The organism is Streptomyces sp. NPDC088252 (assembly GCF_044740965.1).
GTDB lineage: Bacteria > Actinomycetota > Actinomycetes > Streptomycetales > Streptomycetaceae > Streptomyces.
In genome coordinates this window covers 405518-431935 of record NZ_JBIURS010000005.1, presented here as the reverse complement: position 1 = coordinate 431935, position 26418 = coordinate 405518, and the positions used below count along the sequence as shown (strand labels likewise).

The 26418-nt window shown below is 72.5% G+C and carries 20 protein-coding genes; 10 read left to right on the top strand and 10 right to left on the bottom strand.

The genetic code is table 11. From position 1 onward, the window contains the following. Positions 1-208: 208 nt before the first annotated feature. The gene (glgX, locus tag ACIOHC_RS13840; RefSeq protein WP_351073845.1) at positions 209-2374 is read left to right on the top strand and encodes a glycogen debranching protein GlgX; all 2166 of its coding nucleotides are present in this window, start codon (positions 209-211) and stop codon (positions 2372-2374) included. 133 nt (positions 2375-2507) lie between these two features. Continuing rightward, entirely contained in the window at positions 2508-4904 is a 2397-nt protein-coding gene (gene treY, locus ACIOHC_RS13835; RefSeq protein WP_401842809.1) for a malto-oligosyltrehalose synthase, read from the top strand. On the opposite strand, the gene ACIOHC_RS13830 is transcribed toward treY, so the two are convergent. Both ACIOHC_RS13830 and ACIOHC_RS13825 read right to left on the bottom strand, forming a co-directional pair. Further along, positions 4864-6009 (bottom strand): cytochrome P450, encoded by a 1146-nt coding sequence (locus ACIOHC_RS13830; protein ID WP_401842807.1) that lies wholly within the window; start codon positions 6007-6009, stop codon positions 4864-4866. The two genes, treY and ACIOHC_RS13830, sit on opposite strands and share 41 nt — an antisense overlap. A gap of 73 nt (positions 6010-6082) precedes the next feature. After that, the gene (locus ACIOHC_RS13825) at positions 6083-7042 is read right to left on the bottom strand and encodes a LysR family transcriptional regulator (RefSeq protein WP_351073848.1); all 960 of its coding nucleotides are present in this window, start codon (positions 7040-7042) and stop codon (positions 6083-6085) included. Between the two features lie 147 nt (positions 7043-7189). Here ACIOHC_RS13825 and lpdA point away from each other — a divergent pair, with 147 nt between their 5' ends. Then, positions 7190-8593 (top strand): dihydrolipoyl dehydrogenase, encoded by a 1404-nt coding sequence (gene lpdA, locus ACIOHC_RS13820; RefSeq protein WP_351073849.1) that lies wholly within the window; start codon positions 7190-7192, stop codon positions 8591-8593. A gap of 85 nt (positions 8594-8678) precedes the next feature. Here lpdA and ACIOHC_RS13815 read toward each other — a convergent pair whose 3' ends face one another. Next, entirely contained in the window at positions 8679-9245 is a 567-nt protein-coding gene (locus tag ACIOHC_RS13815; protein ID WP_401842805.1) for an FHA domain-containing protein, read from the bottom strand. A gap of 343 nt (positions 9246-9588) precedes the next feature. Here ACIOHC_RS13815 and ACIOHC_RS13810 point away from each other — a divergent pair, with 343 nt between their 5' ends. Further along, positions 9589-10542: a GNAT family N-acetyltransferase gene (locus ACIOHC_RS13810; RefSeq protein WP_401842803.1), complete on the top strand. Its 954-nt coding sequence runs from the start codon at positions 9589-9591 to the stop codon at positions 10540-10542. A 181-nt stretch (positions 10543-10723) separates the two neighbouring features. Next, positions 10724-11635 (top strand): GNAT family N-acetyltransferase, encoded by a 912-nt coding sequence (locus ACIOHC_RS13805; RefSeq protein ID WP_351073851.1) that lies wholly within the window; start codon positions 10724-10726, stop codon positions 11633-11635. Here ACIOHC_RS13805 and ACIOHC_RS13800 read toward each other — a convergent pair. Next, on the bottom strand, positions 11607-12737 hold the full coding sequence (locus tag ACIOHC_RS13800) for an alpha-L-fucosidase (RefSeq protein WP_351073852.1): 1131 nt from the start codon (positions 12735-12737) through the stop codon (positions 11607-11609). The two genes, ACIOHC_RS13805 and ACIOHC_RS13800, sit on opposite strands and share 29 nt — an antisense overlap. A gap of 96 nt (positions 12738-12833) precedes the next feature. Here ACIOHC_RS13800 and ACIOHC_RS13795 point away from each other — a divergent pair, with 96 nt between their 5' ends. Next, on the top strand, positions 12834-14063 hold the full coding sequence (locus ACIOHC_RS13795; protein WP_351073853.1) for an MFS transporter: 1230 nt from the start codon (positions 12834-12836) through the stop codon (positions 14061-14063). Here the strand turns inward: ACIOHC_RS13795 and ACIOHC_RS13790 are convergent. Continuing rightward, on the bottom strand, positions 14052-15449 hold the full coding sequence (locus ACIOHC_RS13790) for a GH1 family beta-glucosidase (protein ID WP_351073854.1): 1398 nt from the start codon (positions 15447-15449) through the stop codon (positions 14052-14054). The two genes, ACIOHC_RS13795 and ACIOHC_RS13790, sit on opposite strands and share 12 nt — an antisense overlap. 169 nt (positions 15450-15618) lie before the next feature. On the opposite strand from ACIOHC_RS13790, the gene treZ reads away from it, so the two are divergent. Next, positions 15619-17400, top strand: coding sequence for a malto-oligosyltrehalose trehalohydrolase (gene treZ / locus ACIOHC_RS13785; protein ID WP_351073855.1), 1782 nt, complete (start codon positions 15619-15621; stop codon positions 17398-17400). Between the two features lie 64 nt (positions 17401-17464). Here the strand turns inward: treZ and ACIOHC_RS13780 are convergent, their stop codons facing one another. Together ACIOHC_RS13780 and ACIOHC_RS13775 are read right to left on the bottom strand one after the other, a co-directional pair. Beyond that, positions 17465-18592 carry an aminopeptidase P family protein gene (locus ACIOHC_RS13780; RefSeq protein WP_351073856.1) on the bottom strand — a complete coding sequence of 376 codons (1128 nt, stop codon included), beginning with the start codon at positions 18590-18592 and terminating at the stop codon, positions 17465-17467. Between the two features lie 71 nt (positions 18593-18663). Further along, positions 18664-19299 (bottom strand): nucleoside/nucleotide kinase family protein, encoded by a 636-nt coding sequence (locus ACIOHC_RS13775; protein WP_351073857.1) that lies wholly within the window; start codon positions 19297-19299, stop codon positions 18664-18666. Positions 19300-19447: 148 nt separating this feature from the next. Between ACIOHC_RS13775 and ACIOHC_RS13770 the strand changes: the two genes are divergently transcribed. Next, on the top strand, positions 19448-19834 hold the full coding sequence (locus ACIOHC_RS13770) for a VOC family protein (protein ID WP_351073858.1): 387 nt from the start codon (positions 19448-19450) through the stop codon (positions 19832-19834). Positions 19835-19867: 33 nt separating this feature from the next. On the opposite strand, the gene ACIOHC_RS13765 is transcribed toward ACIOHC_RS13770, so the two are convergent. Then, positions 19868-20524, bottom strand: coding sequence for a response regulator transcription factor (locus tag ACIOHC_RS13765; RefSeq protein WP_351073859.1), 657 nt, complete (start codon positions 20522-20524; stop codon positions 19868-19870). Then, entirely contained in the window at positions 20512-21741 is a 1230-nt protein-coding gene (locus ACIOHC_RS13760) for a sensor domain-containing protein (protein WP_351073860.1), read from the bottom strand. Before ACIOHC_RS13760 ends, ACIOHC_RS13765 begins: the two co-directional genes overlap by 13 nt. A gap of 164 nt (positions 21742-21905) precedes the next feature. On the opposite strand from ACIOHC_RS13760, the gene ACIOHC_RS13755 reads away from it, so the two are divergent. Together ACIOHC_RS13755 and ACIOHC_RS13750 are read left to right on the top strand one after the other, a co-directional pair. Further along, positions 21906-22628 carry an ABC transporter ATP-binding protein gene (locus ACIOHC_RS13755; RefSeq protein WP_389636265.1) on the top strand — a complete coding sequence of 241 codons (723 nt, stop codon included), beginning with the start codon at positions 21906-21908 and terminating at the stop codon, positions 22626-22628. Positions 22629-22699: 71 nt separating this feature from the next. After that, positions 22700-25282, top strand: a complete 2583-nt coding sequence (locus ACIOHC_RS13750) for an ABC transporter permease (RefSeq protein WP_401842799.1) — start codon at positions 22700-22702, stop codon at positions 25280-25282. Positions 25283-25458: 176 nt separating this feature from the next. Here the strand turns inward: ACIOHC_RS13750 and ACIOHC_RS13745 are convergent, their stop codons facing one another. Beyond that, complete coding sequence (locus tag ACIOHC_RS13745) at positions 25459-26391, bottom strand: LysR family transcriptional regulator (RefSeq protein WP_351073862.1); 933 nt, start codon at positions 26389-26391, stop codon at positions 25459-25461. Positions 26392-26418 lie beyond the last annotated feature (27 nt).

The following is a 26418-nucleotide window of genomic DNA, read 5'->3' as shown; positions in this document are numbered from 1 at the left end:
GATTCATAGTGATTGAGTCCCTCGTCCGGGGCCCTGTACGGGGCCTGCGGTCGAATCGGGGCCCCGGATTCCGGTTTCGGGCGACACGGAGAGGACCGATGTTGACCGGACCGCGCGACGTCCTAGGTAGCCGCACGTCTTTCGGGGAAGATCTGGCTCAAGCAGCCCGCAAGCCCCAGGCACCCGGATCAGAGGAAGAGTCGAACCTATGCAGGTCTGGCCGGGACAGGCGTATCCGCTCGGCGCCACGTACGACGGCGCCGGGACCAACTTCGCGGTCTTCTCGGAGGCCGCCAGCCGAATCGAGTTGTGCCTGCTGCACGACGACGGTTCCGAGACGGCGGTGGAGCTCAGGGAGACCGATGCCTTCGTCCGGCATGCCTATCTTCCCGGGGTGATGCCCGGTCAGCGGTACGGATTCAGGGTCCATGGACCGTACGAACCGGAGCGCGGTGCCCGCTGCAATTCGGCGAAACTGCTGCTCGACCCCTACGCCAGGGCGGTCGCCGGGCAGATCCGGTGGGGCGAGGCGGTGTACGGCTATCCCTTCGGCCGCCCCGACGCGCGCAACGATCTCGACTCGGCGCCGCACACCATGACCTCGGTCGTGGTCAACCCGTACTTCGACTGGGGCGACGACCGGCGCCCCCGTACCGACTACCACCGCACGGTGATCTACGAGGCCCATGTGAAGGGCCTGACGATGCTCCATCCGGGGCTGCCGAAGGAACTGCGCGGCACCTACGCGGGACTGGCCCATCCCGAGGTGATCGCCCATCTGACGGAACTGGGGGTCACGGCGATCGAGCTGATGCCGGTGCACCAGTTCGTCCAGGACCACCGGCTGGCGGACGCGGGGCTGGCCAATTACTGGGGCTACAACACCATCGGATTCTTCGCCCCTCACAACGCGTACGCCTCCTGGGGCGACCGCGGCGAGCAGGTGCTGGAGTTCAAGCAGGCCGTGAGGGCGCTGCACCAGGCCGGCATCGAGGTGATCCTCGACGTGGTCTACAACCACACCGCGGAGGGCAACCACCTGGGTCCGACGCTCTCCTTCCGGGGTCTGGACAACGCCTCGTACTACCGCCTCGCGGACGACCAGCGGTACTACATGGACACCACGGGGACCGGGAACTCCCTGCTGATGCGGTCGCCGCACGTACTCCAGCTGATCATGGACTCCCTGCGGTACTGGGTCACGGAGATGCACGTGGACGGCTTCCGCTTCGACCTGGCGGCCACCTTGGCCCGGCAGTTCCACGAGGTGGACCGGCTGTCCTCGTTCTTCGACCTGGTGCAGCAGGACCCGGTGGTCAGCCAGGTGAAGCTGATCGCCGAGCCGTGGGACGTGGGCGAGGGCGGCTACCAGGTGGGAAACTTCCCGCCGCTGTGGACCGAGTGGAACGGCAAGTACCGGGACACCGTGCGGGACCTGTGGCGGGGCGAGCCGAGGACCCTCGCCGAGTTCGCCGGACGGCTGACGGGCTCGTCGGACCTGTACCAGGACGACGGACGGCGGCCGCTCGCCTCGATCAACTTCACCACCTGCCACGACGGATTCACGCTGCACGACCTGGTCTCGTACAACGAGAAGCACAACGAGGCGAACGGCGAGGGCAACCGGGACGGCGAGAGCCACAACCGGTCCTGGAACTGCGGTGCGGAGGGCGAGACGGACCAGCCGGAGGTGCTGGATCTGCGGATGCGGCAGATGCGGAACTTCATCGCCACGCTGATGGTGTCGCAGGGCGTGCCGATGCTGAGCCACGGCGACGAGTTCGCGCGCACGCAGTGGGGCAACAACAACGCGTACTGCCAGGACAGCGAGTTGTCGTGGGTGCACTGGCCCGAGCCGGCCGAAGCCCCGGGGAGCGACGCGGACGAGGACGCCCCGGACGAGGGGGACGGCCTCGGGAGCAGCCTGCTGGAGTTCACCCGGGCGATGGTCTGGCTCCGCCGCGACCATCCGGTCTTCCGGCGTCGCCGGTTCTTCCACGGGCGTCCGGTCGAGGGCACGCACGACGAGCTCTCGGACATCGCCTGGTTCACGCCCGAGGGCGGCGAGATGACGCAGCGGGACTGGCAGGCCGCGCACGCCAAGGCGCTGACGGTCTTTCTCAACGGTCACGCGATCTCGGAGCCGGGGCCGCGCGGCGAGCGGATCTCCGACGACTCGTTCCTGCTGATGTTCAACGCGAGCGCCGACACGCTGGAGTTCTCGGTTCCGGTGAATCACGGCCGGCAGTGGACGGTGGTGGTCGACACGGCGCGTCCGGCCGGGGTGCTTCCCCGCTCGGGGCCGAAGGTCTCGGCGGGCGAACGGGTGAGGCTGGTCGGGCGGAGCATGGCGGTGCTGCAGCGCCCCGCGTAGGACCGGGACCGGCGGCCCCCGCGGGTGGCGGGTCCGGGACCGACGGCCCGTCCGGCGATCGTCCGCACCGCCGGTCGAGCCCTTTGCGGCGTTGCGTGACACAGAAGGCCGCGGGCTGGGTACGTAACGGCGCATGACGCCCACCGCCACCTACCGGCTCCAGCTCCAGCCGGACTTCCCGTTCTCGGCCGCCGCTCACGCCGTGCCGTATCTCGCCGCGCTCGGCGTCTCCCATCTGCATCTCTCCCCCGTGCTCGAAGCCGTGCCCGGCTCCAGACACGGATACGACGTCGTCGACCACACCCGGGTACGCGCCGAACTCGGCGGTGAGGAAGGGCTGCGGGAGCTGGCCCGCACGGCGCGTGAGCACGGTCTCGGGCTGGTGGTGGACATCGTGCCGAACCACATGGCGGCCGTCCCGCGCCACAACCACGCCCTGTGGGAGGTGCTGCGCGAAGGCCCCGGGTCCCCGTACGCCCGCTGGTTCGACATCGACTGGGCGGCGGGGGACGGCAAGGTGCTGCTGCCGGTGCTCGCAGGGCGGATCGGCGACGAACTCGACAGGCTCCGGGTCGACGGCGAGGTCTTGCGCCACGGCGAGCAGGAGTTCCCGCTCCGGGCCGGTACCGCCCGTCTGCCGCTGCCCGAGCTGCTGGATGCCCAGCACTACCGGCTCGGCTGGTGGCGGCTGGCCCGTACCGAGCTGAACTACCGGCGGTTCTTCACCATCTCCGACCTCATCGGCGTGCGGGTGGAGGACCCGGAGGTCTTCGCCGCCACCCATGACAAGATCCTCGAACTGATGCGGGACGGGGTCGTCGACGGGCTGCGCATCGACCACCCGGACGGACTCGCCGAGCCCGCGGCCTATCTGGAGCGGCTCTCGGCGGCGACCGGCGGACGGTGGACGGTGGTGGAGAAGATCCTCACCGGCTCCGAACCGCTGCCCGCCGACTGGGCGGTCGCGGGGACCACCGGGTACGACGCGCTGCACCGTGTCGACGGTGTCTTCGTCGACCCGATGGGCGCCGCGGAGCTGGTCGGCCACTACCGCGCGTACGCCCGCCCCGCCGAGGGGCGCGGCGGTGACTGGGCGGCGACGGTCCGCCGGGCCGCGTACCGTGTGGTGACGCACGAGCTGGCCGCCGAGACCGCGCTGCTGACCAGGCTCGCCGTACGCGTCTGCGCCGAGGACCCCTTCCTTCGCGACCACGCCCCATGGACGCTGCACACCGCCGTGCGCGAACTGCTCGTACGGGTGCCCGTCTACCGCCCGTACGCGACGGCCGGGGGCCCCCGCACGGAGTCGGCCGAGGCGGCGCTCCCGGATTCGGTCGTGCGGGACGCCAAGGCGGTGTTCTCCGTCCCGGAGGAGGCGTCGGCCGTCGACGTCGTACGGGAGCTGGCACTGGGGCGGCTGGGCGAGGGGGCAGACCGGTCCGCGTTCTGCGCCCGGTTCGCCCAGACCGCGTCCGCGTTGCGCGCCAAGTCGGTCGAGGACATGGCGTTCTACCGGTACGTACCGCTGATCTCGGCGAACGAGGTGGGCGGCGACCCCGGGCGGCCGGCGGTGGCGCCGGAGGAGTTCCACGCGTTCTGTGCCCGGCAGGCGCGCGGCCTGTCGGCCACGGGCACGGCTCTGACCACCCACGACACCAAGCGGAGCGCCGACGTACGGGCGCGGATCGCGGTGTTGACCCAGTGTCCGGAGCAGTGGGCCGAGCTGCTGGTGGAGCTCGGACGGCTGACTCCCGCGACCGCGCCCGACGCGCAGCTCGCCTGGCAGGCCTGGCAGACCGCCTTCGGATGCGCGACGGTGCCGGCCCGGGAGATCGCGGGCCGGCTGGAGCCCGGCCTGCTGAAGGCGGTCCGCGAGGCGGGGCTCTTCACCAACTGGACGGAGCCGGATCCGGTGTACGAGCGGGCGGTGACGGACTTCGTCGCGGCGGGACCGGCCGCGGACACCGGTCCGGCGCGCGAGGCGCTGGAGCGGTTCGCGGACGCACTCGATCCGCACATCCGGGCCAATGTGCTCGGCGCGGCGCTGGTCCAGCTGACGATGCCGGGAGTGCCGGACCTGTATCAGGGCACGGAGCGGGAGTACGTGGCGCTGGTCGACCCGGACAACCGGCGGCCGTTCACCCACCCGTCCGAGGAGTGGTCCCTCGGTGAGAAGGGCGACCTCACCGCGGCGGCGTTGCGGCTGCGGCGCGAACGGCCCGAGGTGTTCGGCGAGTCGGGTACGTACGCCCCGCTGGGTGCCCGTGGACCGGCGGCCGCGCACTGTCTGGCCTTCTGCCGCTCGGGCGACGTGGTCACCGCGGTGACCAGGCTCTCGTTGCGGCTGGCGGAGTCGGGCGGCTGGCGCGGGACGGAACTGACGCTGCCGGACGCCGGGCCGTGGGCCGATCTGCTGACACCCGGCCGGAAGTTCACCGGGCCCACGGTCGCGGCGGCCGAGCTCTTCGCCGAACGTCCGGTGGCGCTGCTCAGCCGGGCCGGACGAGAAGGGCCCGCGGGCCGCGCGTGAGCAGTCCGGTGCCGGCCGGGCAAAAGCCCTCCGCCCAGCGGAGCCGGGGCATCGCGTCGAGCAGGGCGCGCACGCCCTGCCGCGCCTCCAGCCGGCCGAGCACGACGGCCGGACAGTCGGCGGGTCCGGTGAGCGAACTGCCCTGGTCGTGCCGGAAGGGGTCGTAGAGGTCAGGGGCGGAGAAACGTTCCGGATCGCGGCCCGCCGAGCCGATCAGACAGGCGACGGGGGCCCCGGCGGGCAGCGTGCCGCCGCTGAGGGCGACCTCGGTGACGGTGCGGCGCAGCACGATCTGCACGGGCGGGTCGCGGCGCAGCGACTCGGTCCAGGCCCGGTCGGCCAGGGCCGGTTCGACGCGCAGGGCGGCCAGGAGATCGGGGGCGTCCAGGAGATTGGCCAGGAAGGAGGCGAGCGCCGTCTCGCGGAGCCCGGTGTGGCGGATGCAAGGGGTGAGGGTGCTCCCGATGCCGCTGCGGGGCCGCCGGGTGGTGTACGTGCGGGAAGGCGCTTCGGGGTTGGAACCGGCGGGCAGCCAGCGGCAGAACTCCTCGACGAGGTCGGCCTGCGGGCGGCCCGCGATGCGGCGCGCCAGTACATGGGCGGTGCGCTCGATCCGGTCTGCCATGTGACGTGATACTGATCCGGGTTCGGCCATGTGACGTGCCACCAGCCCCGGAGCCGCACTGTCACATTGCACCGCCCCTGGGTCCGTCATATGACGTGGCACCGGTCCGGGATCCGTCGTGCCACGTGACCCCGGTCCGGTCGCGGTCCCGCGCTGTCCGTGCGGCGTGCACAGGTGGCTGCCGTGGCAGAGCCCGAGGGGTGCGGGGCCGCCGCGCGGCGCACCGTCGTGCGGGAATCCGGTGAACCGGGGGTCGCCGAGGGCCGTGGTCACATCCGCGTAGCGGCTGACCAGCCAGGCACCCAGGGGCGCGTCGTAGCTCAGCGGGTATTCCTCGCGCAGGACACGGTAGAGCCGGTACGGGTCGTGCGCGGCGCCGGGGGCGAGCAGGCTGGGGCCGGTGCCGGGGCGGGATCCGTGCGCCGTCCGGCTCGACCGCCGGCCGGGTGCCGGTATGCCTTCGGGCGCGTCGGCCTGCATCCGTACCCCCGGGGCGTCAGGGCGCCGGCGATGTGCGGCGCGGTTCCTCACCAGGGGATCACAGACGGGGGCGTCACGCAGTCGGCGTACGGCCGTCCGGGTGACGGCGCGGTACCCGGACGGCCGGGCCCCGGTCCGTGGACGACCGGCGGTCGAACGGGGCGGAGGCTTTGAGCAGTTCCGTGAACGCGGCGGCGGCCCCGGTCAGCTCGACGCGGGAGAGGACCGCCAGCGGGCGCCGCCACGGCGGGTCGACAGTGAGGACCGCGCAGTCCTCACCGACCGCTGCGCGGACCATGTGCGCGGGGGCCGTGGCGACTCCGACCCCGGCCGCGGCCATCCGAACCGCCGTCGACGTGTGTTCGGTGCGGACCGCCGTACGGGGGGTGAAGCCGGCCTCCCCACAGGCCCGGTCGAGGAACGCCTGTCCCTGGACGACGGGTTCCATCGCGCAGCGCACCCAGGACCGGTCGGCCAGTTCCCGGAGGCGGACCGAGGCACGTCCGGCGAGCGGGTCGTCGAACGGGACCACCACGACGATGTCCTCCGCGCCGATCGGGACGACGGGTCCGGGCCAGTCGGCCGGCGCCGGGCCGACGGCAAGGTCGGCGGCTCCGCGTTCGATCTGTTCCTCCAGTGCCTCCGTGGTGGCGTACTCGTGGAGGACGAGCCCGACCCCGGGATGCGCACGGCGCCACTGGGCGAAGACCTCCGGCAGGACGCCGACGGCCACCGCGTGCACCGTCGCGATGTGCAGCTCGCCGCCCTCCGCGCCCGCCGCGGCACGGGCCGCGCGCCTCGCCTGGGCGGCGCTGCGCACGGACCGCTCCGCGTGCGGCAGGAAGGCGCGGCCCATCGGGGTCGGGCGCACGCCGCGCGGCAGCCGTTCGAGCAGGGCGCCCCCGACGGTCTTCTCCAGGGCCTTGATCTGGTGCGACAGCGCGGGCTGGGTGACGTGGAGGAGTTCGGCGGCCCGGGTGAACGACGACTCCTCGACGACCGTGACGAAGTACTCCATCTGTCGCAGGCTCATCGCGCCCTCCTCGTGGACCGTGCCCGTGAAGACGACTCATAAATGCCGTGCATCGGATCCACAGAAACATTGCCTTGGACTCATGGCAAGGACGGGACGGAGGCTGGGGCCATGACGGGGACGACGGCAAGGAACGAGAACACGCGCATGAACGAGACCGATGTGCTGGTGATCGGCGGTGGCACGGGCGGGTACTCCACGGCGCTGCGGGCGGCGGCCCTCGGTCTGGACGTGGTGCTCGCGGAACGCGACAAGGTCGGCGGCACGTGTCTGCACCGCGGCTGCATCCCCAGCAAGGCGATGCTGCACGCCGCCGAACTCGTGGACGGCGTCGTGGAGGCGCGGGAGCGATGGGGTGTGAAGGCGACCCTGGAGGCCGTCGACTGGTCGGCGCTGATCGCCACCCGGGACGACATCGTGGCACGCAACCACCGGGGCGTGACGGGCCGGCTCGCGCACGCGGCGGTCGAAGTGGTGCACGGGAGCGCCGAGTTGACCGGTCCTCGCACCGCCCGCGTGACGGGGCACGGGGAGGTCGTGGCACGCCGCGGCATCGTCCTCGCGACCGGGTCGCGGCCGCGCACGCTGCCGGGCCTGATGGCCGACGGCCGACGCGTGGTCACCAGTGACGACGCGCTGTTCGCGCCGGAACTGCCCCGGTCCGTCCTGGTGCTGGGCGGCGGGGCGATCGGGGTCGAGTACGCCTCGTTCCACCGGTCGATGGGCGCGCACGTGACCCTGGTCGAGGCCGCCGACCGGCTCGTGCCGCTGGAGGACGTCGATGTGTCGCGTCATCTGACCCGCGGTCTGAAGAGGCGCGGCATCGATGTGCTGACCGGGGCGCGGCTGTCGGACGTGGCCGTACTGGACGACGGGGTACGGGCGACCGTGCGCACCGCGCCCGCGGAGACCCGCACGGTGCGGGCCGAGCGGCTGCTCGTCGCGGTGGGGCGGTCCCCGGTGACCGACGGGCTCGGTCTCGCGGCGGCCGGTCTGGTCGCCGACGACCGCGGCCATGTGGCGCCCGCCGACTGGGCCCGTCTCGAAACGTCCGTACCGGGCATCCATGTGGTGGGCGATCTGCTGCCGCCGCCGTCACCGGGCCTGGCCCACGCCTCCTTCGCCGAGGGCCTGGCGGTCGCCGAGACCCTGGCCGGTCTCCGCTCACCGGCGGTGGACTACGCGGCGGTCCCGCGGGTCACCTACTCGTCCCCACAGACCGCCGCGGTGGGCCCCACCGAGGCGCAGGCCCGTGACGCCGGACACGATGTCGTGGTCAACACCATGCCGCTGACGGCCGTGGCCAAGGGCATGGTGCACGGACAGGGCGGCATGGTGAAGGTCGTCTCCGAGCGCGGCGGCCGGGTGCTCGGTGTGCATCTCGTCGGCCCGCACGTCTCCGAGATGATCGCCGAGAGTCAGCTGATCACCGGGTGGGACGCCGAACCGGCCGATGTGGCCCGCCATGTCCACGCCCACCCGACGCTCTCCGAGGCGGTCGGTGAAGCGTTCCTCACTCTCGCCGGACGCGGTCTGCACCAGCAGTCCTGATCCGGCAGCCGCCGGGGTCCCGGAGGGTTCGGACCGACCGGTGAAGGGGAGGCGGCGTCGCGCGGCCCCCGTTTGCCGGTCGGTCTCAGGCAGGGGGTCCGAGGACGGGTGCGGAGAGCCGGAAGCTCATCCGGCCGAAACTCACCTGGTCCCCCTCGCGGACCGGGACCGTACCGATGACCCGCTGTCCGTTGACACAGGTGCCGTTGGTCGAGCCGAGGTCGCGCAGCATCCAGTGTCCGCCCTGCGCGGTGAGTTCGGCGTGGAGCCGGGAGACGGTCTCGTGGTTGAGGCGCAGTCCGTTGCCCGGATCGCGGCCTATCCGAAGGGGGTACGGGCTGGGAGCCGGGAGCAGGAGCTTCGGGAGCCGTTCGGTCTGCCAGACCCGGCGCACCCGGCCGGGGAAGCCGGACACCCCGCTCACGACCCTGAGTGCCCGCCGCGACCAGCGGCCCTTGCTCTCCAGGTCGGCGGTGAGCGCCTCCAGCTCCTCCGGATGCCGGGCGACGAGTGCCAGTTCCATGCGTCGCATGAAGGTGTCGTGGGACAGCATGCCCTGGGCCGCGCCGTCTCTGAGTACGCCGAGAACACGGTCGCGCTGGGCGTCGGACAGCCGCACGGGATACGTGTGGGACTCGAAGGAGGACGTCACCCGGCCAATTGTCGGGGCGACGGCCCCGGAGTGTCCAGAACGGGCCCGTATTCCGCGCTCCTGACCTGCGTGGGGCGCCTGGCCCGTAACGGCCGGGTGCACGATGGCGAGCGGGCTCCCGGCGTCATGCGGCTTCGCCTCCGGCGTGGTCGTCGGTCGACGACGCTCCGCGTCGCCTCCCTCTCCGCCTCGGATCCGAGGCCGCATGACACCGCTCCCCGACCCACTCTCCATCGTGCACCCGGCCGCAATTCCTGGGCGGTGCGGAAAGGGCGTTGCTACTGTCTCCCGCCGGCGGCCGCGGCACAGGCGGAACGCCTGTCGCGCACTTCGAGGAGACCGCATGTCCCCCGCACCAAAGGAACTGACTGTCCGTCTGCTCCGCGGCCCGCAGGAGCTGGAGCTCTTTTGCCGGTTGTCGTACGTCCTCGACGACGAGCTCGCCGAGGACCTGGAGAGCGGACGTCGCCGTCCCGAGTGGATGTGGGTGGCGTTGCGCGGCGAACGTGTGGTGGCGCGGATCGCCTGGTGGAGCCGGGACGGCGAGGTGCCCCTGCTGCTGGACTTCTTCGACCTCGACGACACCCTGCCCGAGCCCGAACGCGGCGAGGCCGGGCTGCGGCTGCTGGAGGAGGCGACGGCAGCGGTCGTGCCCGAGGGGGCCCCGCGGCCCGAGTACGGACGGTTCGTGCCCCCCGACTGGCGCGAGGACCCGGCCGCCCGCGATGTCGTGGAGGCCCGGATCCGGGTGATGGAGCGCTCCGGCGCGCGGATGCTGGTCGAGCGGCTGCGCCTGGAGTGGCGCGCCGGTACGCCGGTCCCCGCGGACAGCGGGCGGCTGCGGTTCCGTCCGGTCGGTGGACGGGACGACCTCCTCGCGCTGATGACCCCGGTGATGGAGGGCACCCTCGACGCCCATGGCCGGGCGGACCTGGCCTCCGGGCTGAGCGCCCGCGAGGCGGCCGAGAAGCACTACGACGAGGAGCTGGCGGGGTACACGACACCGCGGGAGTGGTGGCGCGTCGCGGAACTTCCCGGTGGTGAGCCGGTCGGGTTCGTGATCCCGGCACGCAACAGCTACAACCCGGTCATCGCCTACATCGGCGTAACGCCGGCCCGGCGCGGCCAGGGCTACATCGACGACCTCCTCGCCGAGGGCACCCGGGTACTGGCCGCGCAGGACGGTGTGGAGCGGATCCGGGCCGCCACCGACCTCGGCAACATCCCGATGGCGAAGTCCTTCGAACGTCTCGGGTATGTGAACTTCGAGCGCGCCTTCGACATGGTCTGGGACTGAATCGGGTGGACGGTCGGCCGGACCGCCGGATACGGTGACGGGGATCCGCCCGAGAACCGAGGAAGGAGGCGAGAACAGTGCGTACCCATACCACTTCATTCCCGCGCTCCCGTCCCGTTCGCCGGGCGGTTCCGGTTTCGGTCTGACCGGGAGCGCATCGCTTCTTCCGGAGGACATTTCCATGACCGATCTGGTCATCCGCGCGCTCACCGAGAGCGACGCACATCTTTTCCACTCCCTGCGCTGCCGTGATCTCGTCGGCCGCGCCGCCTTCGGGCATCGGTACGTCACCTCGCTCAACGGCGGCGAGTACCGGCCCGAGTGGACCTGGATCGCCCTGCGCGACGGTGTCGTGGTCGCTCGGGCCGCCTGGTGGGGCGGGCCCGACGACACCGAGCCGATACTGCTCAACTGGTTCGATTTCGCCGACGGCGACGACGAGGCGGGCACCGAACTGCTGCGCCGCGCACCGCTGTACGCCGAGTACGAGCTGATCCTGCCGGCCGACTGGCGGGAGCGGCCCGACGTCCGTGGCGCCGCGGAGGCCCGGATCGCCGCCGCCCGTGCGGCCGGGATGAAGCCGCTGGTCGAGCGGTACCGCTACGAGTGGACGCCGGAGTGCGGCCTGCCCGCGCGGCCCGGCCGGCTGGTCTTCCGCCCGGAGCCGGACGACGCGGTGATCCTCGACGTGCTGCGCCGGGTCCACTCCGTCACACTGGACGCGCATGCCCGGCGGGCCGTCGAGGGTCCCGGCGGTCTGGAGCAGGCGGCGCAGGAGGAACTCGATTTCTTCCGATGGTGCCCGTCACCGCGCTCCTGGTGGCAACTGGCGTACACCCCCGACGGCGAGCCGGCCGGCATCCATGTGCCCGCCCGCAACCCGTCCGGCCCCTGCATCGGCTTCATCGGGGTCGTACCCGAGCAGCGCGGGCACGGCTACGGGTACGACCTGCTCGTCGAGTGCACGCACTTCCTGGCGGCCGAGGGCGCCACGTTCATCGCGGGCGCCACCGACCGGGGCAATGCGCCGATGGCGGCCGCGTTCGCACGGGCCGGCCATCGCATCAACCAGGAACGTGTCCATATGGTGTGAGTTCCGGGGTGAGTTCCGCCAGCCAGTCCAGGCGGAGCTGCTGCTCGGCGGGGATCGTCGCGTCCTCGCCGCGCGGCCCCACATTGAGCAGCAGGTTGCCGCCCGCGGCCGCCGTCCCCCGCACCAGCGCGTCCAGCGCGTCCCGCCCGAGATACGCCTCGGGCGGGGAGTTGCGGTTGTAGCCGAAGCTGTGGTCGATGCCGCGGGTGATTTCGTACGGGTCGGGTCCGGTGTAGCGGGCGAATTCGGGGGTGCGGAAGTCGTAGTAGGGGGGTTCGCGCGGGACGAAGCCCTCTCCCTGGGCGATGGTGCGGCGTTCCCAGCGGTCGTACAGGGCCTTGACGCCCGGGAGTTGCAGTGCGCGCCACATCGGCGCGTACGGGAACAGCCGGTCGTTGACGACTCCGTGCGGGACGGTGAAGCGGTAGTACGCGACGAGCCGTTGCACCTCGGTGCGGGAGGCCGGCCAGGCGATGTCGTTCCAGAGGATGTCGGGGCGGTAGCGCCGGATCAGCTCGCGCATCTGGGCGTTCGCGTATCCGGGGTAGTTGCCGCGCGGGACCGCGGACACGGTGTCCGCGCCGGTACCGATGGGGCGGTCGTCGAAGGTCCAGTCGAGTCCGCCGGAGTAGTACACGCCGAAGCGGAGCCCCTCGGCCCGTACGGCTTCGGCGAACTCACCGACCACGTCGCGCGTGGTGTGCCAGCCGGCGCGGTGCGGGTTCTCGATCTCGGAGGGCCACAGGCAGAACCCGTCGTGGTGTTTGGTGACGAGAACGGCGTAACGGGCGCCCGCGGCGCGGAAGCTGCGGGCCCAGGCGGCGGGGTCCCAGGTGTCCAGGGCGTCGTTGAAGTCGCCCCCGAAGGCGGTGTACGGACGGGTGCCGTAGGTCGCGCGGTGGTGCGCGGAGACGGGACTGCCGGGGAAACGGAGCGCGTTCTCGTACCACTCGGCGTACGACGTCCAGCCGAGCGGCGAGCGGCGGCCCGCCAGGGGCAGTTCGTCCGCCGGAACGTGGGGCGGGGCCCAGCCCGGAACCGAGGCGGGCGTCCAGTGCACAAAGATCCCCAGTCGGGCCCGGGACCACCATGAAGCAACCATGGCGCGAAGTATTGATCACACAGGGGGTCGTTCGTAAGATCCGGGCACCTCCGGGGGCACTGTGCCGGACCCTTACGAGCTGATGGCGAGCGCCCCATGACCCTGGACGATCCTCGTACGGAACCGCGGCGACGCGTCGGTGGTGGCTGGATCGGTGGCCTGGTGCTGGCCAACCTGGGCCTGTACATGGCCTTCCTCACCCCGATCCAGGTGCTGCTCGCGCAGCAGATCGATGCCCTGACCTCGTCCGGCAAGGAGGTCGCGCTGGGCTGGGCGACCGGCGCGGGGGCGCTGGTCGCGGTGATCGCCAACCCGGTCGCCGGAGCGCTGTCGGACCGTACGGCCGGACGGTTCGGCCGCAGGCACCCGTGGATCCTGGGCGGTGCGCTGGTCGGCGCGGTGGGTCTGGTGGTGACGGCGGCGCAGACCACCGTGGTCGGGGTGGCGCTCGGCTGGTGTCTGGCACAACTGGGGCTGAACGCGATGCTGGCCGGCACCAACGCGGTGGTCCCCGACCAGGTGCCGGTGCGGCAGCGGGCGGCGGTGTCGGGGTTCATCGGGATACCGCAGACACTGGGGCTGGTCTTCGGGGTGCTGCTGGTGTCGGTGGCGGTGACCGGAACCGGTCCGGGCTATCTGGTGCTGGCCGGGCTCGTGGTGCTGTGCGCACTGCCGTTCGTCCTGCTGACGCGCGACCCGGTCGAGCCCGGCGGGGTGCGAGGACCGGCGGTCCGGCCGAGGGACTTCTGGGTGAGTCCGCGGTTGCATCCCGATTTCGGGTGGGCGTGGCTGACCCGTTTCCTGGTGCAGTTGGGAAATGCGATCGGCACGCTCTATCTGCTGTATTTCCTCAAGGACGCGGTGCGCTATCCGGATCCGGAGATGGGCGTTCTGTACCTGACCCTGCTCTACACCGGTGGTGTGGTGGTGACCGCGGTGGCGGGCGGGGTCGTCTCGGACCGGCTGGGCAAGCGGAAGATGATGGTCGGCGTCAGTTCGACGGTGATGGCGGCGGGTTCGCTGCTGCTGACGTTCCGGCACACCTGGCCTGCGGCGATGGTGGCCGCGGTGGTGCTCGGGCTCGGCTACGGCATCTACGTCGCGGTCGACCAGGCGTTGATCACCCAGGTCCTTCCGGCGGCCGTCGACCGGGCGAAGGACCTGGGGGTCATCAACATCGCCAACTCCGCGCCGCAGGTGCTGGGCCCGGCACTGGCCGCACCGATCGTGGCGTACGCGGGTGGCTATGCCGGGCTGTATCTGGCGTCGACCGTGGTGACGGTGGTGGGCGGGGTTCTGGTGTGGCGCATCAGGTCAGTGGGCTGAGCCGCCGGTGCCGGACTTCTGCGCTCGGATCAGATCGCGGTACCAGGCGTACGAGTCCTTCGGGGTCCGGCGCAGCGTCTCGTAGTCGATGTGGACGAGGCCGAACCGCTTGCCGGCCCCTTCGATCCATTCGACGTTGTCGGTGAGGGACCAGGTGAAGTAGCCGCGGACGTCGACGCCCGCGTCGATGGCCGTGCGCAGGGACTTCAGATGTCCTTCGAGGTAGGCGATGCGTCGGGTGTCCCGGGCGGGCTCGTCGACGGCGCAGCCGTTCTCGGTGATGTAGACCGGCGGAAGCCGGTCCCCGAAGCGGTCGCGGAGCTGGACGAGGGTTTCGCGCAGGCCGTCGGGGACGACCGGCCAGCCGAAGTCGGTCTTCTCGTAGCCTTCTATCTCGCGGATGCCGAAGGGGAGCCCGGCGGGCATCTCGAAGCCGGAGAAGGAGCCCAGGGCCTCCGCGTCGGGCGCGCCGACGAGAGTGGGGTTGTAGTAGTTGACCCCGTACCAGTCGAGCGGGGTGGAGATGGTCGACAGGTCGTCCTCGACCGGGCCGGGCATCAGCGCGGCGAAGTTCTCGTCGGGGTAGCGCCCGGTGAGGATCGGATCGGCGAACAGCCAGTTGGTGATCGTGTCGTACAGCTCCGCGCCGAAGCGGTCCTCGTCGGCGTCCCCGGCGGTCCAGACGGGGGTGTGCGAGACGGCGATGCCGATGTTGTCCGCGCCCGCGCCGCGCAGGGCGCGTACGGCCAGGCCGTGGGCGAGGAGCTGGTGATGGGCGGCGGGAAGGGCGTCGAAGAGGAGGGTGCGGCCCGGCGCGTGCTCGCCCAGGGCGTAGCCGAGCATCGTCACTTCGGCCGGTTCGTTGAGGGTGATCCACATCGGTACGCGATCGACGAGGCGCTCGGCGACGATGCCTGCGTACTCGGCGAAGCGGTAGGCCGTGTCCCGGTTGAGCCAGCCGCCCGCCTCGTCCAGCGGCAGCGGGGTGTCCCAGTGGTAGAGGGTGGGGGCCGGGGTGATGCCGTGGGCGCAGAGCTCGTCGACGAGCCGGTCGTAGAAGTCGAGCCCCTGCGGGTTGACCGGTCCGCTGCCGCCGGGCACCACCCGCGGCCAGCTGATGGAGAACCGGAAGGCATCGGCGCCGAGTCCGGCGAGGAGGGCGACGTCCTCGCGGTAGTGCTGGTGGAAGCCGGTCCCCCGGGTGGTGTCGGTACCGTCCTTGATCCGTCCGGGCTGTGCGGCGAAGGCGTCCCAGCCGGAGGGCCCCTTGCCGTCGGTGTCGGACGCCCCTTCGGTCTGGAAGGCGGAGGCGGATGCTCCCCAGAGGAATCCGGGCGGGAACGACGGCACGTCCCACGACGGTGCATTCGACGACGGCACATTCATCTCGGCCTCCACAGCCGTAAGAGGGAGTGCGTATTGAGCAGAACCTGGTGGGGCAATGATCAGAACCAGACCTTAATCGCCAGTAACGGGCTCGATCCAGTGTCGTGAGGCAGCCGTCGCGGCTACTGCCGACCATGGGACACGGGGGCGAGGAGACGAGGAGCGTTGCATGCTGTTCGAGGTATGGGCACCGGATGCGGACTCGGTCGGACTGCGGCTGGGGGGTGAGCCGCGGGCGATGGGGCGCGATCCCCTGCGGGACGGCTGGTGGACGGTGGAGGCGCAGGCGTCCGACGGGGACCGCTACGGCTTCGTCCTGAACGCCGGCGCCGACGGCGCGAACGGCGGGCCCGTGCTGCCCGATCCGCGGTCGCGCCGCCAGCCGGACGGGCCGGACGGCGAGAGCGCCGTCGTCGACCACTCGGCGTACGAGTGGCGCAACGACTGGGCGGGCCGCGGGCTGCCCGGCGCCGTCCTGTACGAGCTGCACATCGGTACGTACACCGACGAGGGCACCTTCGACGCCGCGGCGGCCCGCCTCGGCCACCTCGCCGAACTGGGCATCACCCATGTGTCCCTGATGCCCGTCTGCCCCTTCCCCGGCACGCACGGCTGGGGATACGAGGGGGTGTCGCCCTGGGCCGTGCACGAGCCGTACGGCGGACCGGAAGGACTCAAGCGCTTCGTCGACACGGCGCACGGTCTCGGGCTCGCGGTCCTCCTGGACGTGGTCCACAATCACCTCGGCCCGTCCGGCAATCACCTTCCGGCCTTCGGCCCGTACTTCACCGACACCCATCACACCCCGTGGGGCGCGGCGGTCAACCTGGACGCCCCCGGTTCGGACGAGGTGCGGGCGTATCTGCTGGGCAGCGCGCTCGCCTGGCTGCGGGACTACCGGCTCGACGGGCTGCGGCTGGACGCGGTCCACGCCCTGGCCGACACCCGGGCACTGACCTTCCTGGAGGAACTGTCCACGGCGACCGACGCGCTCGCGGCCGAACTCGGCCGTCCGCTGTCGCTGATCGCCGAGTCCGACCTCTGCGACCCGCGGACGACCACACCGCGCGAATCGGGCGGCATCGGACTGCACGCCCAGTGGAACGACGACTTCCATCACGCCCTTCACACCGCGCTGACGGGAGAGTCGCAGGGCTATTACGCGGACTTCGCCGCCGCCCCGCTGGCCGCCGTCGCCAAGACCGTGACGAGTGCGTTCTTCCACAACGGCACGTACTCCGGTTTCCGCGGCCGTACCCACGGCCGTCCCGTCGACATCGCCCGCACCCCGGCCCACCGCTTCGTCGGCTATGCCCAGACCCACGACCAGATCGGCAACCGGGCACTGGGCGACCGGCTCTCGGCCACGCTCTCCCCCGGCCTGCTGGCCTGCGCCGCGGCCCTCGTACTGACCGGGCCGTTCACCCCGATGCTGTTCATGGGCGAGGAGTGGGGCGCCCGTACCCCCTGGCAGTTCTTCACCGACCACACCGATCCGGCACTCGCCGAGGCGGTCCGCAACGGCAGGCGGCGTGAGTTCGCCGCCCACGGCTGGACGGCGGACGACATCCCGGACCCGCAGGACCCGGCCACCCGGAACCGCTCCTGCCTGGACTGGGGCGAACCGGCGCGGGAGCCGCACGCCCGGCTGCACGCCTGGTACCGCGAGCTGATCGCCCTGCGCCGCACACTGCCCGACCTCTCCGACCCGGATCTGGCGTCGGTGCGCACCGCCCACGACGAGCAGGCACGCTGGCTGGCGTACCGCAGGGGCGATCTGCGGATCGCGGTCAACCTCGACGAGAAGCCGGCCACGATCGCGTTGGGCGGTGGCCGGCGCCGGGGTGCCGGAGTCAGGGTGGTGGCCGCTTGGGAGCCGCTGCGGGCGCCCGGCGGCGACGGGCTGCTGCATCTGCCGCCGGAGTCGTGCGTGGTGCTGGCCGACGACTGAGACACCGGGCGCCCGCGCCGACCGGAGGACCCGTGCGGGACGCCCCGCACGGCGCCCCGTCCCGCTACTCGACGATCGCCAGTTCGCGGGCAGTGCTGTTGAGGCGTCGGCCGCCGTCCTCGGTCACGGTCACGATGTCCTCGATCCGGACACCGAACCGGCCCGGCAGATAGATGCCCGGCTCCACGGAGAAGCACATTCCGGGCACCAGCGGCTGTTCCTCGCCCTCGATCATGTACGGCGGCTCGTGGGTGGTGACGCCGATGCCGTGGCCCGTGCGGTGGATGAAGCGTTCGCCGTAGCCGAATCCGGTGATGACGGCGCGGGCCGCCCGGTCGATCTCCTGGCAGGCGACGCCGGGCCGGACCGCGTCACAGCCCGCCTCCTGGGCCTCCCGCACGATGTCGTGGACCCGCTGCTCCTCGGCGGTCGGTTCGCCGACGTGGACCGTACGGGAGGTGTCGGAGCCGTAGCCGTGCTTGAGGCCGCCGAAGTCGAGCACCACCATGTCGCCCCGCTCGATGGTGCGGTCGCCCGCCTCGTGGTGCGGATTGGCGCCGTTCGGACCGGAGCCGACGACCGTGAAGTCGACCTGGGAGTGCCCGAACCGCTTCAGCAGGGCGGCCAGTTCGGCGGCGATGTCGGTCTCCTTGCGACCGGCGAAGCGGACCTTGAGGATCTCGCCGTACGTGGCGTCGGCGGCGGCCCCGGCGGCCGCGAGCCGCTCCAGCTCGGCCGCGTCCTTCACCGCGCGCAGCATCGGCAGGGCGTCGGTGAGGGAGACGTACGAGGTGTCCGGGAGCGTCCGCTGCAGTCCGAGCAGATGCATCGCCCAGGCGTTGTCACTGACCGCGAACCGGCCCCGGCCGTCGAGCAGCGGGGCGGTGACTGCGTACGGGTCCTTGCCGTCGGTCCAGTCCCGGAAGGTGAGGACCGGTGCGCCGACGGCCTTCTCGGCGTCCGGGGCCTCCAGGGTCGGGACGACGAGGACGGGGTCCTGGCCGGCCCTGAGGACGAGAACGGTGAGACGTTCGGTGTTCACGGGCTGGTAGCCGGTGAGATGAACGAGGTCGGGTCCGGGAGCGACCAGAACCCCCGCGAGCCCGGCCTCGGCGGCGCTCTCGGCGGCACGCGCCATCCGGGCCCGGTAGTCGTCGGCGGTGAACGGTACGGGCTGGTCGGGGCTGGACATGCGAAACCTCCTGGGGGCGCGACACGGCACACAGCATCCTGCCCGTGCGTTCCTCTCGGCGCGAGCGGGAATCAGGTTTCCGGCCGCGCCCGCACCACGAGGTCGGCGCGCGAACGCCCCCGCTCGACCAGGCGCGCGTTCGGCTCGTCCGACTCGGCCACCCAGCGCTCCGCGCGGGGCCGCGGCCTGCCGAACCGCACATGCCGGTCGACGAGCCGGCGTACCCGCAGGGCCGGTTCGAGTTCCAGGAACCACGCCTCGTCCAACAGCCCGCGCACGGATGCCCAGGCGCCCTCGTCATGCAGGAGGTAGTTGCCCTCGGTGACGACGAGCGGGATGTCCGGAGGAACGGGTACGGCCCCGGCGATCGGCTCCTCCAGGGCCCGGTCGAAGGCGGGGGCGTACACGACGGTGTCCGGTTCCGGTCGGCGCAGGCGTCGCAGCAGGGCGGCGTACCCGGCGGCGTCGAAGGTGTCGGGGGCACCCTTGCGCCCGGCCCGGCCCAGCCGTTCCAGCTCGGCCCCGGCGAGGTGGAAGCCGTCCATGGGGACGAGGACGGCGAGAGGGCCGAGCGCCTCGACGAGCCGCGCGGCCAGGGTGGACTTCCCGGCCCCGGGCGGTCCCGCGATGCCGAGGATGCGGCGCTGGCCGGGGACGGCGAGGCGCCGGGCGCGGGCCGTCGGCCCGGTGAGGTCGCTGATGTCCATGCGGGCATTGTCCTGCCCCGCGCCCGACGCATGTCATGGCGGGTGTCGTCGTGGTGCGGTCGACACGGCTTTCACGGAGAGGGGTAGTGTTACGTATAACTACGAACCGGATCGCCACACCGTGGCCCGCTCCCCTCCGAGGAGTCCCATGCCGCACATCGCCTTGGTCACCCTGGTCGTCCGCGACTACGACGAAGCCGTCTCCTTCTACACGGACGCCCTCGGCCTCGAACTGGTGGAGGACACCGACCGGGGCGACGGCTCGCGCTGGGTGGTCGTGCGACCACGCGGCACGCAGGGGACGGGGCTGCTCCTGGCCCGCGCCAAGGACGAGGCGCAGCGGGCGAGCGTCGGTGCGCAGACGGGTGGCCGGGTCGGCTTCTTCCTGCACACGGAGGACTTCGCGGGCGACCACGCCCGGATGCTGGCCGCCGGGGTGCGGTTCCTGGAGGAGCCGCGGCACGAGCCGTACGGATCGGTGGCGGTCTTCGAGGACCTGTACGGCAACCGCTGGGATCTGCTCCAGCCGGAGTGAGGAGGCCCGGGTGGGGCAGCGGTCCCGGCGCGCTCAGCGGGTGCTGCCCTCCAGGTACGCCAGTACCGCGAGCACCCGCCGGTGCACCGTGCCGTCGTCCGGTTCCAGGCCGAGCTTGGCGAAGATCGAGCCGATGTGCTTGCTCACGGCCCGTTCCGTCACCACCAGTTCGGTGGCGATGGTGCCGTTCGCCTTGCCCTGCGCCATCAGCTCCAGGACTTCGCGCTCGCGCGGGGTGAGGCTCTGCAGGGGTTCGGCCGACGACTTGCGGGTCAGCAGCTGGGTCACGACCTCGGGGTCGAGCGCCGTGCCGCCGCCCGCCACCCGGTCGAGCGCCTGGAGGAACTGGTCGACCCGGCCCACCCGGTCCTTGAGCAGATAGCCGATGCCCCGGGCGCCCCGGGCGAGCAGCTCGGCGGCGTACGTCTCCTCGACGTACTGCGAGAGGACCAGGATCGGCAGGTCGGGCAGCTCCGCGCGGGCGGCGATCGCGGCGCGCAGCCCCTCGTCGCGGAAGGTGGGCGGGAGCCGTACGTCGAGCACCGCGGCGTCCGGGCGGTGTTCCAGCAGGGCCGGCAGGATCTCGGGCCCGGTCGCGGCGTCGGCCACCACTTCGTGGCCCGAGCTGGTGAGCAGCAGGATCAGGCCCTCGCGCAACAGCGCGTTGTCCTCGGCGATCACGATCCGCACGGCAGCTCCACTTCGATGTTCGTCGGCCCCCCGGTGGGGCTGCTGATGCGGGTGGTTCCGTCGAGGGCGGCGATCCGCCGCCTGATTCCGACCAGCCCGCTGCCGGCGCGTTCGTCCGCGCCGCCGTGACCATCGTCGCCGATGACCACCCGGAGGGCGGCGGGGGTCCGGTCGATCCGCACACTGGCGGCCGCGGCGCCGCTGTGCTTGCTGATATTGGTGAGGGCCTCGGCGATCACGAAGTAGGCGGCGGCCTCGATCGCGGCCGGGAGCCGCCGCCCGTCCTCGACACCGTCGAGTCGCACGGTGACGGGCACGCCGGCGTCGGCGGCCAATGCCCGTACCGCCCCGGCCAGTCCACGGTCCGTCAGTACCGGCGGATGAATGCCGCGCACCACGTGCCGCAACTCGGCGAGGGCCTCGTCCGCACCGTCCTGTGCCTCGTCGAGGCGGATGCGGGCGGCGGCCGGGTCCCGGTCCAGGAGCTGTTTGGCGAGGCCGATGCGCATCGACAGGGCGACGATCCTGGCCTGGGCGCCGTCGTGCAGATCCCGTTCGATGCGGCGCAGTTCGGCACCGTGCGCCTCGACCGCCCCGGCCCGGCTCTCGGTCAGCTGGGCGATCCGGTCGGCGAGGGCGGTGGACGGCGACCGGGTGAGCAGGGACCGGGTCCAGGTCGCCGACAGATCGGCGAGCACGGCGTGCCAGCGCAGCACCCACCCCTGGCGCACGGGCGGCGGCGTGCCGTACTCGTCGGCGGACCGCCGGTCCAGCAGATGTGCCACGGGCAGCGCGGCTCCGTCCACGAGCAGCCCGACCGGCCACAGCACCATGGCGAGGTAGCCGAGGACATTGCCCATGAGCGCCTGGATCGGCAGCCAGAGCGCGTCGCGCCAGACCGTCGGGTCGGTGAGGACGCACCGGACCCGTTCGGAGAGCTCACCGCCGTCCAGGGGGAGGTACGGCGTCGGCGTGAACGGAACACCGAGCCGCGCCGCCGCCCTGCGGCGCTCGAACTCCGCGAACCGGCGCAGCACCTTGGCGGCCTCGGGCAGGGCCGGCAGTCCGATGAGCACGACGGCGAACATCAGGGCCGCCACCACCAGGAACGTGCCCACATACGCGAGCAGCGCGATCGGGACACCGATGAACAGGTAGCGCGACGCATCCCACGAACGCCGGATGGCGACCGTCAGCGGGGCGGGAGGGGTGGTCATGACCCTTCACGTTACGGGGGTGCGCCGGCCTGAGGAGTGGTGCCCTCTCCCGGGCCGTGGTGGAGCTGGCTGAACCCCCGGTCCGGGAGCGCTCACCCTCGCCCCGAAACTGCCACACTCCTATTGTTTATGCAGGTCAGAAGGCATATGGCGGAGAAGGAACGGTGGGATCGACGGTGGAGACGATCACGGGGGTGCGGGCGACCGCGCTGAGTCTGGAGTCGGTGAGCCGACGTTACGGGCGGCGCGGTGGCGGTCGGGAGGCGGTCGCGCTCGACGCGGTGAGCTGCGCCGTCCCGGCCGGGAGCTTCACCGCGGTGGTGGGCCCCTCGGGATCGGGGAAGAGCACGTTCCTGCAGTGCGCGGCGGGCCTGGACCGTCCGACCGAGGGGACCGTACGGGTCGGCGGCACCGATCTCGGCTCGCTGTCCGAGGCGGCGCTGACCCGGCTGCGCCGGGACCGGATCGGTTTCGTCTTCCAGTCGCACGCCCTCAATCTGGTGCCTTCGCTGAACATCGAGGAGAACGTCGTGCTGCCGCTGGTGCTGGCGGGCGCCGACCCGTCGGACGAGCGGGTACTGACCCGCGGCCGGGATCTGCTGGCCCGGGTCGGACTGGCGGGCCGCGGGACCCAGGGTCCCGCGACGCTCTCGGGCGGCCAGCAGCAGCGGGTCGCGGTGGCACGGGCCCTGGTGACCGAGCCCGATGTGATCTTCGCGGACGAACCGACGGCGTCCCTGGACCCGGAGTCGGCGTCGCTGGTGCTCGGTCTGTTGCGGGACGCGGTACGGACCGACGGCCGCACGGTCGTCATGGTCACCCATGATCCGGTCGCGGCGGGCTGGGCGGACACCGTGCTGACGATGGACGGCGGTCGGCTGCGATGAACACGGACACGAGCACGGCACCGTCCACGAGCACGGATGGGCGCAGGTCCCGGGGGGATGTGCGGTCCGGGGTGCGGCGGGCGTCGGCGTTCCTCGCCCGGCGTTCGCTGAAGGCCCATCGCCGGGCCTGGGCCGCGGTGTTCGCGGCGACGACGGCCGCGGCCGCGCTGATCGGCGCGTTCGCCTTCGTCCTCGGTTCGCTGCTGCTGGCGCAGCCGCCGGTGGAGCGCCATGCCGGAGCCGACGCGGTGGTGGCGGCCGATCAGCAGGTGACGTACACGGCGAAGCCGTGGGGCAGCAAGCCGCAGACCGCGAGGACGTATCTGCCGGAACGGGTCCGTCTCGACCGCTCCGCGGTGGCGAAGGCGGCTGCCGCCGAGGGGGTCGCGAAGGCCGTCGCGGACGATTCGGTCCCGGTGGCCGTGGGCGGCGGGACCGGCGGGGAGCCGGGGGACGGTACGACCTCGGCCGTCGGCCGTTCCTGGGATTCCGCCGTGCTCACCCCGTACCGGCTGACGGCCGGACACGCGCCGCGTACGTCCACCGAGGTGGTCGTCGACCGCGCGCTGGCGGCCGCCGTCGGGGGCGCCCCCGGCAGCCATGTGACATTGCAGGTCGACGGGACCCCCCGCCCGTACACCGTCAGCGGCGTCGCGGACACCGGTCGTCGGGGCGCCGCCCCGGCTGTCTTCTTCACGGAGCGGCGGCTGACCGCCCTGGCCGGGCACCCGGGAACGGTCGACGCCATCGGCATCGTCGCCGAGAAGGGCGTCCCGGCCGACGCACTGCGGGCGTCACTGGACGCCGCGCTGCCCGACCATGTGCGCGGCGACCACGAGGTCCTGGTCCTCACCGGCGCGGAACGCGGGCAGGCCGAACACATCGACGCGCTCGGCACCCGGGGCGATCTCCTGCCGCTGCTCGCCTCCGTCGCGGCAACGGTCCTCATGGTCGCGCTCCTGGTGATCGCCACCGCCCTCTCCCAGGCGGTCCACCAGCGCTCCGGCGAACTGGCCCTGCTGCGCGCGGTCGGGGCGACCCCCCGGCAGCTCCGGTCGGCCGTCGGCCGCGAGGTGAGCCGGGTGGCCGGCACCGCCGCGGTGCTGGGCGCGATCGGGTCCGTACCGCTGGGACTGTTGATGCGGTCCCTGCTGACCACGGATCCGCTGCCGCTGCCCGTGCCGGTGTGGCTGCCGTTCGCCGCAGGCGCCACGGGCGCGCTGCTCGTCGCACTGGCGGCCCGTCCGGTGTCGATGCTCGCGGCCCGGTCGATCACCCGGCTGCGGCCCGCCGCGGCGCTGGGAGCGGCCCGCGCGCCCGAGCCGGGCGAACCGGGCCGGCTGCGTACGCTCTGCGGAGCGGTGCTGGCCCTCGCGGGTGTCGGTTCTGCGGGCGCGGCGACGGCGCAGGGCGGGCAGGCCGCCGCGGTGGCCGCCTCGGGTGCGGCGACCTCGCTGATCATCGCGGTGGCGCTGCTCGGTCCGTGGATCGCCCGGATCGCCATGCGGGTGCTCGGTGCACCGATACGGCGTGCCGGCCGGATCTCCGGGTTCCTCGCCGCCAGGTCCGCCGCCGCGCACCATCGGCGGCTCGGCGCCGCGATCACCCCGATCGTGCTGGTCGTGGCGTTCGTCTGCGTGCAGCTGGCGGCCGGCTCGACGCTGGAGCGGGCCGCCGACCGGCAGGCCGTCGCCGCGCTCCGGGCGGACCTGGTGGTGACGGGCCCGGCCGCCGGGCTGCCGGCCGGCGCCGCGCAGGCGGTGCGCGAGGCTCCCGGGGTGTCGGCGGCGACCGGTGTGCTGCGCTCCGGCGTCGTCCTCGCGCATCGCGAGATGGGTGATCCGAAGCTCGACCGGTTCCCGGTGCTGGGGGTGACGGCGGATCAGTTGTCCGACACGCTCGATCCGCACGTCACCGCCGGTGATCTGACCGACCTCACCGGCCGGGGCACGGTCGCGGTCGGCAAGGACCGGGCCGCCGATCTCGGCCTCGGCACCGGGGACACCGTGAAACTCCGTCTCGGCGACGGTACGGAGGTACGGCTCCGCGTGGTGGCGCTCTACGAACGGTCCCTGGGACTGGGTGAGTTCATGCTGCCGCGCGAGGCCCTGGCCGGGCATGTCTCGGCACCGAACGACCAGCGGATCCTGATCCGTTCGGCGAGGGGCGGGGCGGCGGCCTCGGCGGTACGGCACGCGCTCGCCCCGTACACGGGTGTGCGGGTCCGCCCCGCCACGGCCGACGACGTACGGATCGCCCCGCCGACGTCGGACGCCGACAACGCCATGATGATCACCGGTGTGGGGGTGATCGGCGGCTTCGCGCTGCTCGCGGTGATCAGCACGCTGTCCCTGATCACGGTGGGCCGGCGCCCCGAGTTCCATCTGCTGCGGATGGTCGGCGCGGGCCGCCGCCAGGTGAGGCGGATGCTGGTCCTGGAGACGGGGCTGGTGGCGGTCACGGGCCTGGCGATCGGCACGCTGGTGGCGGCGATCCCTCTGGTGGCGTTCGCGGTGTCGACGGCCGGTACGACGCCGTATCTGCCGCCGGAGCGGTACGGGGTGCTGGTGCTGGCCGTGACGCTGGCGGCGGGTGCGGGGACGATGTGGCCGGGCCCGTCCGGCGACCGGTTCGTCCTGGGGCGCCGGGATTGAGCAGGTACCGCGTCGCCGGACACGACCGGGCGCCCGGTCCTGAACGGTTCGCGTTCAGGACCGGGCCTTGGCGTGCGAGAAGGGCCGGTGGGCCGCGGAGCGGACCGCCGCCCGTCACCGGCCTGCCGGGATCCCTCGCGCATCGACCACGGATCACGGCGGGCAGTCGTCGCACGTCACGGCGAAACCGGCAGGAACAGCGCGCCCTCCCGAACCGCCGCCGCGGCCAGCGCCTCCAGCACCGGTGCGATCAGCGGATGGCCCTCCGCCCCGTGCCGCACCGCCGCGAAGACCCGGCGAGTGGGGGCGCTGCCCTCCACCGGGCGCACCACCACCCCCGTCAGCTCCATCCCCTGCAACGCCGACCGCGGCACCAGCGCCACCCCGGCACCCGCCCCGGCCAGTGCGACCACGGCACGGAAGTCGTCCGAGGAGTGCTCCAGTCTCGGCTGGAACCCGGCGAACTCGCAGGACAGGACCACCACGTCATGGCACGGGTTGCCGGGGTACGGGCCGATCCACGGGTCCTTCTCCAGGTCGGCGATCGCCACCTGCTCCTGAACGGCCAGCCGGTGCCCCACCGGCAGCACCGCGTCGAACGGCTCCGAGTACAGCGGCACCCGGGTCAGCCGCCGGTCGTCCTCGCCCGGCGCGCCCCGGTACTCGACGGCGACCGCGACATCGACCTGCCGGTCCAGCACCATCGGCACGCTCGCATCTCCCTCGGCGTCCTGGACACGGACCCGGATACCGGGCGCGGTGAGCGTCAGTTCGGCTATCGCTGGGGCGAGGACCAGGCCGATGCCGGTCGCGAACGCGGCGACCGTGACCGTTCCGGCATCCCCCGCGTCGTACGCGGCGAGCTCCGCCTCGGCCCGTTCCAGCTGGGCGAGGACCGCGTTGGTGTGGGTCAGCAGGATCTCCCCGGCGGGGGTGAGCCGGGCGCCGCGCGCGTTGCGTTCGACCAGCCGGTGCCCGGTCTCCTGCTCCAGGGCGGCGAGCTGCTGGGAGACCGCGGAGGGTGTGAGATACAGCGCGGCGGCTGCGGCGGTCACCGTGCGGTGGTCAGCCACCGCACGGAGAATGCGCAGCCGTCGTGCATCGATCATGTGCCCCATTGTCCCAGGTCACGGAGG

Excerpts from the sequence above, each read along its gene's own strand:
- glgX (WP_351073845.1), top strand. The coding sequence starts at position 209 with ATGCAGGTCTGGCCGGGACAGGCGTATCCGCTCGGCGCCACGTACGAC.
- treY (WP_401842809.1), top strand. The coding sequence starts at position 2,508 with ATGACGCCCACCGCCACCTACCGGCTCCAGCTCCAGCCGGACTTCCCG.
- ACIOHC_RS13830 (WP_401842807.1), bottom strand. The coding sequence starts at position 6,009 with ATGCAGGCCGACGCGCCCGAAGGCATACCGGCACCCGGCCGGCGGTCG.
- ACIOHC_RS13825 (WP_351073848.1), bottom strand. The coding sequence starts at position 7,042 with ATGAGCCTGCGACAGATGGAGTACTTCGTCACGGTCGTCGAGGAGTCG.
- lpdA (WP_351073849.1), top strand. The coding sequence starts at position 7,190 with ATGAACGAGACCGATGTGCTGGTGATCGGCGGTGGCACGGGCGGGTAC.
- ACIOHC_RS13810 (WP_401842803.1), top strand. The coding sequence starts at position 9,589 with ATGTCCCCCGCACCAAAGGAACTGACTGTCCGTCTGCTCCGCGGCCCG.
- ACIOHC_RS13805 (WP_351073851.1), top strand. The coding sequence starts at position 10,724 with ATGACCGATCTGGTCATCCGCGCGCTCACCGAGAGCGACGCACATCTT.
- ACIOHC_RS13800 (WP_351073852.1), bottom strand. The coding sequence starts at position 12,737 with ATGGTTGCTTCATGGTGGTCCCGGGCCCGACTGGGGATCTTTGTGCAC.
- ACIOHC_RS13795 (WP_351073853.1), top strand. The coding sequence starts at position 12,834 with ATGACCCTGGACGATCCTCGTACGGAACCGCGGCGACGCGTCGGTGGT.
- ACIOHC_RS13790 (WP_351073854.1), bottom strand. The coding sequence starts at position 15,449 with ATGAATGTGCCGTCGTCGAATGCACCGTCGTGGGACGTGCCGTCGTTC.
- treZ (WP_351073855.1), top strand. The coding sequence starts at position 15,619 with ATGCTGTTCGAGGTATGGGCACCGGATGCGGACTCGGTCGGACTGCGG.
- ACIOHC_RS13780 (WP_351073856.1), bottom strand. The coding sequence starts at position 18,592 with ATGTCCAGCCCCGACCAGCCCGTACCGTTCACCGCCGACGACTACCGG.
- ACIOHC_RS13775 (WP_351073857.1), bottom strand. The coding sequence starts at position 19,299 with ATGGACATCAGCGACCTCACCGGGCCGACGGCCCGCGCCCGGCGCCTC.
- ACIOHC_RS13770 (WP_351073858.1), top strand. The coding sequence starts at position 19,448 with ATGCCGCACATCGCCTTGGTCACCCTGGTCGTCCGCGACTACGACGAA.
- ACIOHC_RS13760 (WP_351073860.1), bottom strand. The coding sequence starts at position 21,741 with ATGACCACCCCTCCCGCCCCGCTGACGGTCGCCATCCGGCGTTCGTGG.
- ACIOHC_RS13745 (WP_351073862.1), bottom strand. The coding sequence starts at position 26,391 with ATGATCGATGCACGACGGCTGCGCATTCTCCGTGCGGTGGCTGACCAC.